Raw genomic sequence first — 16,441 nt, 5'->3', positions numbered from 1 at the left:
AAAATGTTCGGACAGCTATGATTAAACTATAGTTTTTGCTTATCAGGCATTTAATAAATCTTATATTTGCAAACTTTTAAAGTAAACATTAAAACTTTTAGCAGTAAACGGTTAGTCGTAAACAAAAATATCATGAAAGCAGGAATTGTAGGATTACCAAATGTTGGAAAATCAACATTATTTAATTGTTTGTCAAATGCAAAAGCGCAAAGTGCCAACTTCCCGTTTTGTACCATCGAACCTAATATAGGAGTAGTAAATGTTCCGGATCCAAGGTTGGAAAAACTGGAAGAATTAGTAAAACCGGTGCGTGTACAAACGGCAACTGTAGATATTGTAGATATTGCAGGATTAGTAAAAGGTGCCAGTAAAGGCGAAGGTTTAGGAAATCAATTTCTTGGAAATATCAGAGAATGTAATGCGATCATTCATGTATTGCGTTGTTTTGACAATGATAATATTATTCACGTGGATGGAAACATAAATCCTGTTCGTGACAAAGAAACTATCGATATTGAGTTGCAATTGAAAGATTTAGAAACAGTCGAAAAACGGTTGGATAAAGTAAAACGCGCAGCAAAAACTGGAAATAAAGAAGCAATTGTTGAAGAAGGCTTATTAAACAGAATCAGAGAAACTTTGCTTCAGGCAAAATCGGCCAGAACGGTTGAAACAAAGAATATTGATGAAGAAGAATTAATGGAAAATTTCCAATTAATCACATCAAAACCGGTTTTATATGTTTGTAATGTTGACGAGGATTCTGCGGTAAACGGAAATGCTTATGTGGATCAGGTTCGGGAATTGGTAAAAGACGAAAATGCCGAAGTTATCGTTTTGGCCGTTGGAACGGAAGCTGATATTACCGAATTGGAAACTTTTGAAGAACGCAAAATGTTCTTGGAAGATTTAGGATTGCAAGAACCAGGCGCATCAGTTTTGATTCGTGCGGCGTACAAATTATTAAAACAACAAACCTACTTTACAGCAGGAGTAAAAGAAGTTCGTGCTTGGACTATCAATGTAGGGTCAACTGCACCGCAAGCTGCAGGAGTTATCCATACTGATTTCGAAAAAGGATTTATTCGTGCCGAAGTGATTTCGTATGAAGATTTCGTTTTCTATGGTTCGGAAGCCAAAGCCAAAGAAGCTGGGAAATTCAAAGTGGAAGGAAAAGAATATATTGTGAAAGATGGTGATGTGATGCATTTTAGATTTAACGTTTAAATTATAAACGGTCATCCCGAGCGCAGTCGAGGGACAAACCTGCAAGAGCAATTTTGCAGGTTTTTTTTGAGCCTATCATATTCTGTCACTTTCCAAATCATCAATCCACATTAATTTATGTCCTCTGAGTTTCAATTTTTATTACTTTTAATAAAAATTATTCACCATGAAAATAATCGCCTTCGGTGGAAGTCCCAGCAAAAACTCCATCAATAAAAAACTGGCCACTTACGCAGCTCATCTCTTCGAAAATGCCGAAGTTGAGGTATTGGATTTAAACGATTTCCAAATGCCGTTATTCAGTGTCGATATCGAGGCAGCAATCGGTCAGCATCCTTTGGCGAAAGCATTTCTGGACAAAATTTCCAGTGCCGATATTTTGGTAGTTTCCCTTGCAGAAAACAACGGAAATTATTCTGTGGCTTTCAAAAATGTTTTTGACTGGTGTTCCAGAATAAACGTTAAAGTTTTTCAACAAAAACCAATGCTTCTTATGGCTACTTCCGATGGAAAAAGAGGTGGGGCAAGCGTTCTTGAAATCGCAAGAAATGCTTTGCCTCGTTATGGAGCCGATATAAAAGCGACATTCTCATTGCCTAGTTTCTATGATAATTTTGATGTTGAAAACGGTAAAATCTCAAATCAGGAATTGGATAAACAGTTAAGAGAGATTGTTGGAGGATTTTAATTTTTCATTGATTTACTCAATTTATTTTCAAGTTTTATTATCGATTCTTTTTGAAGTCTAATTTCAATTTCCTTTTTATCAATTACTTTTTGCATTTCTATTTTCTCGCTATCAAATCTAGATATTCCAATTTCTTTACCTAAAAAAAAAGAACCACTGATAAATGTTACAATTACCAAATAAAAATATGGGTTTTTAATAATTTGAATAAATGGATGTTCGTCTATTAATTTTTCAATTCCAAAGTTTTTTAGTTCACTAATATATTCATTCATATATTTTTTTGCTTCTTCAGTTACTTTTGTAAGAATATTTTTAGTTTTAAAAGAATCATTAGGATATAATGGAATAAAATATATTTTGAAAATTTGTATAGCTTTTGATTCTCCAGTTTTTGGAAATATTTTTTTTAATATTTCAGAAGTTGTTTGTTGCCAAATATCTGGTTCCATTCCGTCTGAGATTTTAGTTTTTTGTTCTTCTAAAATTGTAATTGCTTTTTCTATTTTCATTTTTTTCTATTTTCTATTCCAAGAAACTTCTTCCGAACGAATTTTTCTATGTCCAATATCAAAGTAAGTTTTAAATCCGTCCATTTCTTTTCCGTCCCGTTCTATTTGCATTAAATAATTATGTGTTCCAATTTGACGTTTGTTTTCATTCCAACAAGTTATATTAAGATAATTGTTATAAAATTCCCCAGTAAAACTAAAGTTTTTTAAATCAATAATTTTTTCTTCAGTTTTTTTTACAAGTATTATTTTGCCTTTAATTGAATTTGCATTTTGTGAAATTATAATTTTTGATTCTTGTTTAAATAAGTTTTCATAATTATGTTCTTCATTCCATTCTCCACTAATATCAAGTCCTTTATAAATTATTGATTGATACCAAGGAATAATAATTTTATTAAATATTTTTACAAATGCAAAAATTAATAATGAAGTTAATATTCCTGAAAAGACACTTATGAAAATATTTAAAATCAGTTCACAATTCATTATTTTTTATTTAATTTAATGTTTTTTGGTGGCAAAAATGCTGGTAACGTAATGGTCTTGTATAAACGCAGTGCCGGGTTTTTTACTAGCTAACTTTTCATTTTAGCACTTTACTGGCTATTGCGTTTATATAATTTTGCGTACAATATTTTTTATTTACTTTTTCTTTCCATTTTTTTAAGTCTATTGTCTTCAAAATATACACTATATGTTTTTGTTTTTAAAGAGTCAATGTATTGTTGTATTGCTATATCATAATTCAAGTTTGTAAATAGTCCAAAATATATCCCTGTTAGGGATTCTTTAATATTTAGTTGGCAATAATCATTTGTAATAATTAATAATCTTTTTTCATATTCTTTTTCCCAATAATGAGATTTTGATAGGAACAAATTTTCGAAATCTCGTTTAATAAATTGGTTTATATTTTCATCTTTAGACATATCTCTATTCCAATGAATCCATTTGTCCTTCTTTGGTTTATATTCTACATTTTGGAACTTGAAAATGTCTATGTGGCTATTTTCTTTAATAAACAATTCTTTATCTAATTCAATACAAACTCCTTTATGATTTTCAGCATATTGAGCCCACATCATTTCATTTTCATATCCATCATTTATATCTGTGTGAACAAAACAAAGTGCTTGAATTTTTGACTTTATTTCTTCGCCAAATTTATACATACAGGTTATGTGTGTTTTGTCCGAATATGTATCAGCATACATAATCTCATAAGGAACATTTATTCCACCGAAAGACCATTCTTGGTTTTCTTTAGGGCCATTCATTTTGTTTAAAAAGTTTGTTCTTAATGACATTGAAGGCAAAATAAATTCAATTACAGTGCTTAATTTTGTATAGTGATAAATCTTTGACATTTATTAATTTAAAGTGTTTTCAGTATTGCCAACAATCAGAATATAACTCCAAATTTATACAACTTTTCTGAATTACAGTTCTTTATTTTAGTTTTTCCTTACACAATCCTAAAAAAATATTCTTAAAACCTTTATTCGTTCTTTCTACCCTCGACAGCAGTGGCATCCTTGTGGCGGCGGGCATTTATGCCGCCACAAGATAGAGCGGATGGCGGGAGCAATTTTCCTTGAAATACTTTAGATTGTGGTCCTAATAAAGAAAATTATAAATTAGAGACATAAAGTTAGGGCTGTCAAGAAAGGTTACATTTAAAATTTTAATCTCAAATTTTAAATATAAAATCCTCAATCTGCAATCCTAAATCCATTGTCAAAAACATTCTTAATAACTTTGGTGTTTTCTGCTTTTAAAATCTATACTTATACCTTACATTAGCACACTCGAGGTCTGTGCGAAAAGCAAAGACCGAACTGAACGTAGTTAAATTCGATAAAATTAAAAATGTCCGATCAAAATCAATATACCGAAGACAATATTCGGTCACTCGACTGGAAAGAACACATTCGTATGCGTCCCGGAATGTATATCGGGAAACTTGGCGATGGTTCTTCGCCTGACGATGGTATTTACATTCTGCTGAAAGAAGTCCTCGACAACTGTATCGATGAATTCGTTATGGGAGCGGGCAAAACCATCGAGGTAACTATCAAAGACAAAACGGTTTCCGTTCGCGATTATGGTCGTGGAATTCCGCTTGGAAAAGTGATTGATGTGGTTTCCAAGATGAATACCGGTGGAAAATACGATTCGTTGGCTTTCAAGAAATCCGTAGGTTTAAATGGTGTTGGAACAAAAGCCGTGAATGCTTTGTCTAATTATTTCCGTGTGGAATCGGTTCGTGACGAGAAGCAAAAAGCTGCCGAATTTTCAGGTGGAAACTTGGTTTTGGACGAAGATATTATCGAAACGACCAAACGAAAAGGAACCAAAGTAACTTTTATTCCGGACGAAGCGATTTTCAAGAATTACAAATACCGTTATGAATATGTAATCAAAATGCTCAAAAACTATTGTTATCTCAACAATGGTTTGACCATTTTATTCAATGGAGAAAAATATTTTTCTGAAAATGGATTGAAAGATTTGTTGGAAGAAACCATTCACGCCGATGATCTCGAATATCCAATCATTCATTTGAAAGGTGACGACATCGAAATTGCCTTGACACATAGTAAAACCCAATACAGCGAAGAATACCATTCCTTCGTAAACGGACAAAATACCACCCAAGGAGGAACGCATTTGGCCGCTTATCGCGAAGCCATCGTGAAAACCATTCGGGAATATTACAACAAAGGTTTCGAAGCTTCGGATGTGCGAAAATCCATTGTAACTGCGATTAGCATCAAAGTGATGGAGCCGGTTTTCGAGTCGCAAACCAAAACCAAATTAGGTTCGACCGATATGGGTTCAGAGCCCGGAATGCCATCGGTTCGAACATTTGTCAATGACTTTGTGAAAAATAAATTAGACAGTTATTTGCATAAAAACCCGGCAACTGCCGATGCGCTTTTGCGTAAAATTATGCAAGCGGAACGGGAACGAAAAGAACTTTCCGGTATTCGAAAATTGGCAAAAGACCGAGCCAAAAAATCGAATTTACACAATAAAAAATTGCGTGATTGTCGGGCGCATCTTACCGATACGAAAAATCCAAGAAATCTCGAAAGCACGCTTTTCATTACCGAGGGAGATTCTGCTTCTGGTTCCATCACTAAATCTCGCGATGTGAACACGCAAGCTGTTTTCAGTTTACGTGGGAAACCATTGAATTCCTACGGAATGAGCAAGAAAATTGTTTATGAAAACGAAGAATTCAATTTATTGCAAGCGGCTTTGGACATCGAAGACGATATGGAAAATCTGCGTTACAACAACATTGTAATCGCCACTGATGCCGATGTCGATGGAATGCACATTCGATTGTTATTGATTACGTTTTTTCTGCAATTTTTCCCCGAATTAATCAAGGAAGGGCATTTGTATATTTTGCAAACGCCACTTTTCAGGGTTCGAAACAAGAAAGAAACCATTTATTGCTATTCCGAAGAAGAACGAAAAGCAGCCATAGAAAAATTAAAACCAAAACCAGAAATCACTCGATTTAAAGGTTTGGGTGAAATATCGCCAGACGAATTCAAGAATTTTATTGGAGAAACCATTCGATTGGATCCCATTATGATGGACAAAAACACTTCGGTGGAGCAGTTGTTGTCTTTTTATATGGGAAAAAATACGCCGGACAGACAGGAATTTATCATCAAGAATTTGAAGGTGGAATTGGATACGATAGAAACGAATTAGTTTTATTGGGATTGATAATTTTATTATAACTTTGAAAAAACCTGAATATATTAAATATATGAATGAAGATAAAGAAGAATTGGATAGTGATATTGAGACAGAAGAAGGGAATGAAGATATTAAGATTGAAGTCCCTTTTAATCCGTCTGAAATTAATATAAAAATTGTACCAAGAAATATTGGACAATTAGTTGAATTATTAGAGGATGGACAGATACTAATTCCTAAATATCAAAGGTTACCAAACTTATGGGGTGAAACCAAAAAAAGTAGATTTATTGAGTCGTTAATGCTTGATTTACCTATTCCTTTGTTTTATTTTGATGAACGAGACGATAAAAAGTGGTTTGTTGTTGATGGGCTTCAGCGGATGAGTACATTAGAACATTTTATGATGGGAAAAGGAGAGGTTGGGAAGAATAAAAACAAATTGATTCTTCAGAATTTAGAATTTCTTACTGAATATAATGATAAAACCTGGGATGATTTATCTAAAGATATAAAAAGAAGGATTAATTCAAATCAAGTAACAATTACATTGATAGGCAAAGGTACTCCTGATGAAGTGAAATATACTATTTTTAGTAGAATAAACCAAGGAGACACACCATTAAAAGCCCAAGAAATTAGAACGGCTCTTTTTCAAGGTTATAAGGTTGATTTTTTGGAGTCTTTAATTTCGGATAAAACTGAGGAAGGTATATTGTTTAAAAAAGTAACAGATGGTTCAATAAAATCAAAAAGACAACAAGATTTAGATTTTATATCTAGATTTATTGCGTTTTATTTAATCGATTATACAAAATATGAACCTGATATGGATAGGTTTATCACTTTAGGAACAAAAGAAATTAAAAATGAGCCAGAAATATTAAATAAAATAAAAACAGATTTCAACAATTCTTTAAATTTATGCTATTCTATTTTTGGAAAAAACGCATTTAGAAAAATTAAAGACGCTAAAGAGGGTAGAAGTTTTATTAATAAACCTCTATTTGAAGTAATTAGTGTTGCTTTTTCCAGACTGAATGATAAAGAAAGAAAGACTCTACTAGACAAAAAAGAAGAGTTTTTTAATGATTTTATAAAATTTCAGAATAATTTATCTAATAAGTTTTGGGATTCAATAACAACTGGAACCGCAGCAAAAGACCGTGTTAATACAAGAAATGAAAAGTTTAGAGAATTTTTAAATAAATTTTTACAATGATTAGAAAAGTAAAAATTCAAAATTTTAAATCACATAAAAATACAATTCTTGATTTAAAGAATTTAACAGTTTTATGTGGTAATAATGGTGTTGGGAAATCATCAGCTATTCAGTTATTTTTACTTTTAAGAGAAGCTTATATCAAAGATAAATCGTTTGACATATTAGATTTAAAGTCAAACCCAGTAAAGATAGGAACTCCAAATGATGCCATTTATCAATTTAGTCAAAATGATAGTTTTCAGATTGACTTAAGTACAACCGATGAAGAATTATCATTTTTATATGAAGCAAAAAGTGCGGAAGAAAAGGTAAAAACTTTTATTTCACTCAATAAAGAGAAAAGTAAAACATCAATTACAATATTCAGCGAAAGTTTGTTTAATACTAATTTTCAGTATATTGGTGCATCTAGATTTGGACCACAAGAAAAATACGAAAAAGACGATAAAATTGTAGGAGTCCATAAGCAAATATCAGTTCTTGAAGGTAAAGCAGAATATTTTGTTCATTTTTTGGATAAATACAAAGACGAAGAGGTAATACAAGAAATTTGTAAATTAGATGAAATATCCAAATATACTGATTTAGCCGCACAAGTTATTGCTTGGGAAAAAAGTATAAGTGCAGGAATAAATATTGAAATTGAGGATATTGGTAAATTAGGATTTTTGTTGAAATATAATTTTGAAACAGAAGCAAGCCCTACAAAAAAAACCAAAAATTTTGAAGCTACAAATGTTGGGTTTGGTTTAAGTTATGTAATGCCAATTCTTGTAGCAATTCTTTCCGCTCAAAAAGGAGCTTTAATTATCATTGAAAATCCTGAAGCCCATCTTCATCCTAATGGAATTGCAAAACTTACTGAATTAATATGTTTAGCCGCTCAAGCTGGTATTCAAATTATTTTAGAAACTCATTCTGACCATATTATCAATGGAATTTTAGTACAATCTAAAAAATTTGAACAAGGAGAAAAAGGAATTGATAGGCATAATATAAGTATTTATCATTTTGATAGAGATGAAAATGAGCATTGTACAAAGCCTACAAAAATTGAGATAGAAGAAGAAGGACTTATTCGATATCCTCCTAAAGGTTTTTTTGACCAGTTTTCTATTGACAGACGATTTTTATTAGACTTTTAAAAATGGGAGATTTTATATTTTATATACATTCCGATGTTTTAGAGTTAGATAATTTCTCCAACGAAAACATCAAAAATTTCTTAAATAAAATAAATCCTATTTTAGAAATTGGCAGAAAACTACAAGCAAATGTTTATTATTCTTTTGAGGATAATGATGAATTAAAAAAATATTTTACGGACCCAGATTTCAACAAGGATTTTAGTAAAAGTCAAGCCAATAAACTTGATTTATTATTAGAGAACTTTAAACAAAATAAGGAAGTTAATAATTTTTTTAAAATTCATTTTTCGCAAGAAAATACAAGTTTGGAACACATTAAATTACCATTTCTAAACTCAAAATTGAAAAATAAAAATCTAATTATTTTTTCTTTAAAGAATGAAGAAGAGCATACTTTATTAATGGTAAAATCAAATAATGATTTTGAAAAAGTAAAAATAAACTCATTTAATAATTCCAACAAGATTTGGGAATTTATAAATAAAAATTTGCCCGATAGAGTTTATAATTTTAATTCTAAACACGGCAATGAAACGACAAAAGCAATTGCTCCAAATAGTCAAAAAGCGTCACAATTATTATGTACCGATGAAAAAGCACAGGAATTGCTAAAAAATGCAATTTTTGATTTACGAGAAAGATATTGGTGTTACAATTTTGACGAAGATTTACAAACTTTTATAGTTTTTCCTTGTGAAGGCGATAATCCACAAAATAAATATCACGCCTTTCATATTAAGGATGATGAATGGGATAAGGAAATTCCAAAATCAATAAGGAAACATTTTAAAAAATAAATCCACAAAATAAAGAACAATTGGAATAGCAACTATTCGAAAATTTCGAATAGTTCAAACAGATGACAAAAAGCTATCTATCGAATAAAAAATAAATACAAAACTCAAAAAAAAAATAAAATGTCCAACACTTACGGAAAAACCTGGTGGGGTCTGCAATGGCTCAACACCCTGTCAAATATTGATTATGATAACCGTTTGCCTAGAGGTAAAAGTTATGCCAACAAGGGTTCCGTAACCAAAATTACCATCAAAGGCAATAGAATTGAGGCCAAAGTTGCGGGAAGCAGACCAAAACCGTATAATGTTGACATTACTTTGCCTCCATTTTTCGAACCAGAATTAGGCAATTTTATTAGCCAATTGGCCAAAAAACCAACCATAATATCCAAACTTTTAAACAGGGAACTCGACCCCGAGGTACTAACCATTGCCGAAAATTTAGGCTTGAAAGTATTCCCAAAACAATGGACGGATTTCAAGATGCAATGCTCTTGCCCGGATTGGGCGGTGCCTTGCAAACACTTGGCCGCAGTAGTCTATAAAGTGAGTGCCGAGATTGATAATAATCCGTTTTTGGTGTTTGAGTTGCATCAAGTAAATTTGATTGAAGAACTCAACAAATTGGGTATTTTTGTAAACGCCACCATTACCGAAATCCCGAAGATTACCGATTTGTATTTTGATACTAAAAAGAAAAAAACTCCAGAATACAATCCTGAAAATGCGTACAAAAAACTATCATTTTCTAAATTGTCGCCCATACACGAACCGCTAACCGCTTTGCTTTCAGACTTTCCGGTTTTCTACCAAGGCTCGGGTAATTTTAAAGATAAATACAGTACCAAAATAGGTAAAACGGTTAAGAATGCCCAAAAAGTGGTGCAAGGAAAAATTTCTCTAGAAAATCTATTCCTCAAAGCCAGTCTTCAAGAACAAAAAATAAATTTGCATAGCCATAATACAATCACGATTGATGAAACCTATCAATCCAAGGTTTTTGTAAACGAAACCCAGTTTTCTTTTTTGGGATTTTTGCAGCAAATTTCACAAATTCAGTCGTCAAAAACGCTAGATTACCAGCCCTCAACGGCTTCGTTGCATACGGTCTTGCATTTTGCCGTTCATTTATTGGCAAATGGTGCCGTAATTCCCCAAATTGTACAGTTGCAAAACAAGGAATTTGCCATTCGCTGGTTGCCCGCACTATTAAGTAAAGAAGTGCGTGTACTGGTGGAACGATTGCAGGAGATTTTGCCTCCCGACGTTTTTCAATGGGAAGATAAAAACAAGTTGAAAGAAATTAATAAGGACACGGCTTTCAATTTACTCTCGCTTTTTTTGACCGAAATAACAGCTATTTTAGAGGACATTCCTACTGACGATTTATTTGTAAATTTGTTTTTCAAAAAAGCAAATTACGGGTTCAAAAAACCAGGAGAGGAAGCCTTGAGTGGCGGCGTTATGGCTTGGTTACAAAAATATTACATCACGCAAGGTAATTATAAACCCCAAATTGTGGTGCAGGAACTACCCAATGAAAACTTCAAATTGGTTATCAATATTCACGATGCCAAGGAAAAAATAGTTAGTTTGAAAGATATTTTGACCAAAGACCAATTCAACGAAAATCGCTACGAAATTTTGCAAAGTCTCACCCAGTTGAGTTCTTTTATAGACGGATTGGATCATTATATCAATACCCAAGGCGAACGGGAAATAGTGATGGACAACGCTACTTTTACGCCTTTCCTGATGAGTATGATTCCGGCAATTCAGCTTTTGGATATTGATATTATGTTGCCAAAAGCATTGCGAGAAATTTTGAAACCTAAATCAAGTGTCAAAATCAAGAAAAGACCCGAGGGAAAATCATTTTTGAATTTGGCACAATTGTTCGATTTCGATTGGCAAATTGCCATTGGCGATACCTTGATGGACGAAGCCGAATTCAAGAAATTGATGAAAAAATCCGATGGGTTAATCAAGTACAAAGCCAATTATATTTATGTAAATCAACAGGATTTAGAAAAAATTCACAAACATTTTACATCGACCAAAGAACTTTCGGCTTTCGAAATGTTGCGTGCTGTTTTGAGCGGCGAATACCAAGGAGCTGCCATTGGTTTGACTGATGAGGTAAGAGATTTAATTGCTGAACTGACCAATTTCTCTGAAATTGAATTGCCAAAAGGAATCAACGCCACATTGCGTCCCTACCAACACCGCGGGTTTTCGTGGATGTATCGCAATGCCCAAATAGGTTTTGGTTCGGTGCTCGCCGATGATATGGGATTGGGAAAAACCCTGCAAGTCATCACCACTTTATTGAAATATAAAGAAGAAGGATTGCTCGAAAAAGAAAAAGCCTTGGTCGTAGCACCAACAGGACTTTTGACGAATTGGCAAACCGAAATCGAGAAATTTGCTCCAACATTAAAAACCAAAATTTACCACGGACCGAATCGAAAGTTTGAGGCAGCAGACGATTTTGATGTCTTGATTTCCTCTTACGGAATCGTGCGTAGCGATGCCAAAGATTTGAAAAAGAAAAAATGGCATTCGCTAGTGATAGACGAAGCACAAAACATAAAAAATAGCAATACCGAACAATCAAAGGCCTTGAAAACCATTGGAGCCAATCATTTTATAGCGATGAGCGGAACGCCAGTCGAGAATCGTTTGAGTGAATTGTGGAGTATTATGGATTACAGCAACCGAGGTTTGATGGGTAACAGCAAAGAGTTTAGCCAAACCTACGGCATTCCCATTGAAATTAAAAATGATGTCGAAGTAGCCGAGCAACTCAAGAAAGTAACCGCTCCGTTTATGATGCGACGCTTGAAATCCGACAAAACCATTATTTCTGATTTGCCTGATAAAATCGAAATGGATTGTTATTCGGCTCTAGCCAAAGAACAAGCTACTTTGTATGAAGCCACCCTCGAAAAAGCAATGAAAGACATCGAAGAAATGGAACTTTCAGACAGCAAAGCGATGTTTGTTCGCCAAGGATTAGTCCTGCAAATGATAATGGCGTTGAAACAAATTTGCAACCATCCCACGCAATTCCTAAAAAACAATATACTCGATGCCTCTTTGAGTGGTAAAATGGATTTATTGTTTGATAAACTCGACAGCATTATCGAAAGTGGCGAAAAAGTATTGATTTTTTCCCAATATACCGAAATGGGTAAATTATTAAAGCATTTTATAACCGAAAGATATAAAGAAGAACCCCTGTTTTACCACGGAGGTTGCAACCTGAAACAAAGAAAGGAAATGGTCGATGCTTTTCAAAACAATCGTGCCGACAAAGTCTTTATCCTTTCACTCAAAGCCGCAGGAACAGGTTTAAATCTTACTGCCGCCAACCACGTCATCCATTTTGATCTTTGGTGGAATCCTGCAGTAGAAGCCCAAGCCACCGACAGGGCATATAGAATTGGACAAAAAAGTAACGTAATGGTGCATCGTTTCATTACCAAAAACACCTTTGAAGAAAAAATAAACGATATGATTCAATCCAAAAAAGCCCTTGCTGAAATGACCGTTTCTACTGGCGAAAATTGGATTGGGAATTTGAGTAACAAGGAACTGAAAGATTTGTTTGAAATGGGTTAGTTTAAGTATATTTGTAATTATTAAAAAGCTATGGAAAATCAAGATATACGTTGGAAACAGAGATTTGCTAATTTTGAAAAAGCCTTAAGTCAGCTTGCTAAATTTATTGACAAAGAAGGACTTAATGAATTAGAAGAGCAAGGTTTAATTCAATGTTTTGAATATACTCACGAATTAGCTTGGAATGTAATGAAAGATTTTTTGACTTATGAAGGAATTCAAAATATTATAGGATCAAGAAGTGCAACAAGAGAAGCCTTTAACAAAGGTTTGATTGAAGAAGGACAAATTTGGATGGATATGGTTGATAGTCGAAACGAAAGTGTTCATACTTATAATGAGGAAACGGCTGATAAAATCGTATATAAAATTAAACAGGTTTATTTTTTGGAAATATCGAATTTTAGTAAAAAAATGAAAACTTTTTTATAATGGAATTTGGATTAAAACAAGAAACCATCGATAAAATCAATTCGGTTTTTCGAAAACACCCTGAAATCGACAAAGTAATTATTTATGGTTCGCGAGCCAAAGGGAATTTTAGAAAGGGTTCTGATATTGATTTGACATTAATTGGAAATGATTTGGAATATGATTTGGTAGGAACAATAGATTCTGAAATTGACGATTTAAACACGCCTTATTTATTCGATATATCAATTTTTAAATTGCTTAATTCTCCAAGTTTAGAAGAACATATCAACAGGGTTGGAAAAGTATTTTACAAAAAATAAATGAAAGACGAAGACGAAGATAACATTATCCCAAACGAAGACGAAAGCAACGAAGAGTTAAATGAGTCAACAAGCGACGAAGGATTCGAAGACATAATCACTTCCGGAGGACAGCATTTTTACGAAAATAATGACGAAGGGGGAGATACCATCACCAAAGTTACCGGAATGTACAAAGACTGGTTTTTGGATTATGCATCCTATGTAATTCTAGAGCGTGCTGTTCCTGCAATCGAAGACGGTTTCAAACCCGTTCAGCGTCGAATTATGCATTCGCTTAAAGAATTAGACGATGGCCGCTACAACAAAGTGGCGAATGTCGTTGGTCATACCATGCAATATCATCCGCACGGCGATCAGAGTATTGGTGATGCGATGGTGCAAATTGGACAAAAAGAATTGTTGATAGATTGCCAGGGAAACTGGGGAAATATCTTAACAGGAGATAGCGCTGCGGCTTCTCGTTACATTGAAGCTCGTTTGTCGAAATTCGCTTTGGAGGTTTTGTATTCGCCAAAAATTACCGATTGGGGCGTTTCTTATGATGGTCGTCGTGCCGAACCCAATAATCTTCCTGTAAAATTTCCGTTGCTTTTGGCACAAGGTGCCGAAGGGATTGCCGTTGGACTTTCCACGAAAGTGTTGCCCCATAATTTCAATGAATTAATAGACGCTTCCATAAAAATATTGAAGGGAAAACCATTCCAGATTTTTCCCGATTTTATGACGGCTGGAATTGCGGATGTATCCAATTATAATGATGGAATGCGTGGCGGGCGAGTTCGTGTTCGAGCCAAAATTGCCCAACTGGACAAAAATACTTTGGTGATTACCCAGATTCCGTTTTCGACCAATACGACGACTTTGATTGACAGTATTTTGAAAGCCAATGAAAAAGGCAAAATCAAAATCAAGAAAATCGAGGACAATACCGCTGCCGAGGTTGAAATATTAATTCATCTTTTTCCGGGAGTTTCTCCCGATAAAACCATAGATGCCTTATTCGCATTTACTGGTTGCGAAACTTCGGTAGCACCTTTGGGTTGCGTGATCGAAGATAACAAACCTTTGTTTGTGGGCGTTTCTGAAATGTTGAAAATTTCGACAGACAGAACCGTTCAATTATTGAAAAGTGAACTCGAAATCCAATTGAGTGAACTCGAAGAGCAATGGCATTTCCTTTCTTTGGAACGCATTTTTATCGAAAATAAAATCTACCGCAATATTGAAGAAGAAACCACCAAAGATGGCGTAATCAATGCCGTTGATGAAGGTTTGAAACCGCACACGAAACACTTGAAACGTGCCGTTACCGAGGAAGATATTCTTCGTTTATTGGACATTCGAATTATACGTATTTCGAAATTCGACAGCAATAAGGCACAGGACAAAATTGAAGCGCTTGAAGGCGATATCGAACAGGTGAAATACGACTTGGAACATTTAATCGATTTTGCCATTGCCTTTTTTACCAAACTAAAAGAGAAATACGGAAAAGGTAGGGAACGCCAAACCGAATTGCGCAGTTTCGATAATATTGAAGCGACAAAAGTGGCTTTGAGAAACACAAAACTCTACGTTAATAGGGAAGAGGGTTTCATTGGCACCGGATTAAAAAAAGACGAATATGTTACGGATTGTTCCGATATTGATGATGTAATTGTTTTTCTCCGCGATGGGAATATGATGATTTGCAAAGTCGATGACAAGAAATTTGTTGGAAAAGACATCATTCACGTTGCTATTTTTGACAAAAGCGACAAGAGAACGATTTACAATATGATTTACCGCGATGGAAAATCAGGACCGTCGTACATAAAACGTTTCAACGTTTCTGGTGTTACACGGGATAAATTATACGATTTGACCAATGGAACCAAAGGTTCTCAAATCCTGTATTTCACTTGTAACCCGAACGGGGAAGCCGAGGTTATCACGGTTTTATTGCGCCAGATTGGAAGCATCAAAAAACTGAAATGGGATTTGGATTTTGCCGACATTGCCATAAAAGGTCGTGCTTCGAAAGGGAATTTGGTCACCAAATATCCAATCAAGAAAATTGAAATCAAGGAAAAAGGAATTTCGACCTTGAAACCCAGAAAAATATGGTTCGATGACACGGTTCAAAAATTAAACGTCGATGCCAGAGGAGAATTGCTGGGAGAGTTCAGACCCAATGACAAGATTTTGGTAATTTCCCAATCGGGAAAACTGAAAGTCATCACGCCGGAATTGTCCACGCATTTTGACGAAGATATGGTGGTTTTAGAGAAATGGCATCCTAAAAAACCGGTTTCCGCCATTTATTACGATGGCGAAAAAGAACGCTATTACGTAAAACGGTTCTTGGTTGAAAACGAAAATAAAGAAGAAATTTTTATCACTGAACACCCCAAGTCACAACTGGAAATCGTGTCAACCGATTACCGCCCGATGGCCGAATTGGTTTTCACGAAAGTGAAAGGAGTTCAAAAAGAAAATCAAACGGTAGATATTGAGAATTTTATCGCCGTAAAAGGCTTGAAAGCACTCGGAAATCAATTGACCACCGATAAATTGAAACAAGTCAATTTATTGGAACCTTTGCCTTATGAAGAGCCGGAAGAAGTTATTCCTGAAGAAATGGAAGTGGAAGGCGAAACAGAAGTTGAAATTCCCGATGAAGATATTCAGCTTGACGAAGATGGACAGGTCACTTTGTTTTAAATATAAAAAGCCGCTGAAAAGTGGCTTTTTTACGAGTTTTCACTCGCTAAAAAAGTT

At 34.2% G+C, this 16,441-nt stretch carries 13 protein-coding genes; 10 read left to right on the top strand and 3 right to left on the bottom strand.

What is annotated here, in order from left to right; all coding sequences use genetic code 11:
- The first annotated feature begins 132 nt into the window (after positions 1–132).
- Positions 133–1,227, top strand: coding sequence for a redox-regulated ATPase YchF (gene ychF / locus B2145_RS06155; protein WP_291099713.1), 1,095 nt, complete (start codon positions 133–135; stop codon positions 1,225–1,227).
- A 166-nt stretch (positions 1,228–1,393) separates the two neighbouring features.
- A complete protein-coding gene (locus tag B2145_RS06150; RefSeq protein WP_291099710.1) occupies positions 1,394–1,915 on the top strand; it encodes an NADPH-dependent FMN reductase in 522 nt (173 codons plus the stop codon).
- On the opposite strand, the gene B2145_RS06145 is transcribed toward B2145_RS06150, so the two are convergent.
- The 3 genes from B2145_RS06145 to B2145_RS06135 all read right to left on the bottom strand — a co-directional run bounded on the left by B2145_RS06145 (position 1,912) and on the right by B2145_RS06135 (position 3,797).
- Positions 1,912–2,427, bottom strand: a complete 516-nt coding sequence (locus B2145_RS06145; RefSeq protein ID WP_291099707.1) for a hypothetical protein — start codon at positions 2,425–2,427, stop codon at positions 1,912–1,914. The genes B2145_RS06150 and B2145_RS06145 overlap by 4 nt on opposite strands.
- 6 nt (positions 2,428–2,433) lie before the next feature.
- Complete coding sequence (locus B2145_RS06140) at positions 2,434–2,916, bottom strand: hypothetical protein (RefSeq protein WP_291099704.1); 483 nt, start codon at positions 2,914–2,916, stop codon at positions 2,434–2,436.
- A gap of 152 nt (positions 2,917–3,068) precedes the next feature.
- The gene (locus B2145_RS06135; protein ID WP_291099701.1) at positions 3,069–3,797 is read right to left on the bottom strand and encodes a DUF2971 domain-containing protein; all 729 of its coding nucleotides are present in this window, start codon (positions 3,795–3,797) and stop codon (positions 3,069–3,071) included.
- Between the two features lie 502 nt (positions 3,798–4,299).
- Between B2145_RS06135 and B2145_RS06130 the strand changes: the two genes are divergently transcribed.
- The 8 genes from B2145_RS06130 (at position 4,300) to B2145_RS06095 (ending at position 16,384) form a co-directional block, all read left to right on the top strand.
- A complete protein-coding gene (locus B2145_RS06130; protein ID WP_291099698.1) occupies positions 4,300–6,162 on the top strand; it encodes a DNA topoisomerase IV subunit B in 1,863 nt (620 codons plus the stop codon).
- 58 nt (positions 6,163–6,220) lie between these two features.
- Entirely contained in the window at positions 6,221–7,372 is a 1,152-nt protein-coding gene (locus tag B2145_RS06125) for a DUF262 domain-containing protein (protein ID WP_291099696.1), read from the top strand.
- Positions 7,369–8,520 carry an AAA family ATPase gene (locus tag B2145_RS06120; RefSeq protein ID WP_291099694.1) on the top strand — a complete coding sequence of 384 codons (1,152 nt, stop codon included), beginning with the start codon at positions 7,369–7,371 and terminating at the stop codon, positions 8,518–8,520. Before B2145_RS06125 ends, B2145_RS06120 begins: the two co-directional genes overlap by 4 nt.
- A 2-nt stretch (positions 8,521–8,522) precedes the next feature.
- Complete coding sequence (locus tag B2145_RS06115; RefSeq protein ID WP_291099692.1) at positions 8,523–9,320, top strand: hypothetical protein; 798 nt, start codon at positions 8,523–8,525, stop codon at positions 9,318–9,320.
- 120 nt (positions 9,321–9,440) lie between these two features.
- Positions 9,441–12,944, top strand: coding sequence for a DEAD/DEAH box helicase (locus B2145_RS06110; RefSeq protein ID WP_291099689.1), 3,504 nt, complete (start codon positions 9,441–9,443; stop codon positions 12,942–12,944).
- A gap of 30 nt (positions 12,945–12,974) precedes the next feature.
- The gene (locus tag B2145_RS06105; RefSeq protein ID WP_291099686.1) at positions 12,975–13,376 is read left to right on the top strand and encodes a nucleotidyltransferase substrate binding protein; all 402 of its coding nucleotides are present in this window, start codon (positions 12,975–12,977) and stop codon (positions 13,374–13,376) included.
- Positions 13,376–13,678 (top strand): nucleotidyltransferase domain-containing protein, encoded by a 303-nt coding sequence (locus B2145_RS06100; protein ID WP_291099684.1) that lies wholly within the window; start codon positions 13,376–13,378, stop codon positions 13,676–13,678. The genes B2145_RS06105 and B2145_RS06100 overlap by 1 nt, the downstream gene beginning before the upstream one ends.
- Positions 13,679–16,384 carry a DNA gyrase/topoisomerase IV subunit A gene (locus B2145_RS06095; RefSeq protein WP_291099681.1) on the top strand — a complete coding sequence of 902 codons (2,706 nt, stop codon included), beginning with the start codon at positions 13,679–13,681 and terminating at the stop codon, positions 16,382–16,384.
- Positions 16,385–16,441 lie beyond the last annotated feature (57 nt).

It is taken from the genome of Flavobacterium sp. UBA5153 (assembly GCA_002413745.1).
Lineage (GTDB): Bacteria > Bacteroidota > Bacteroidia > Flavobacteriales > Flavobacteriaceae > Flavobacterium.
The sequence above is the reverse complement of the archived record's forward strand: the minus strand, read 5'-3'. Positions and strand labels throughout refer to the sequence as shown.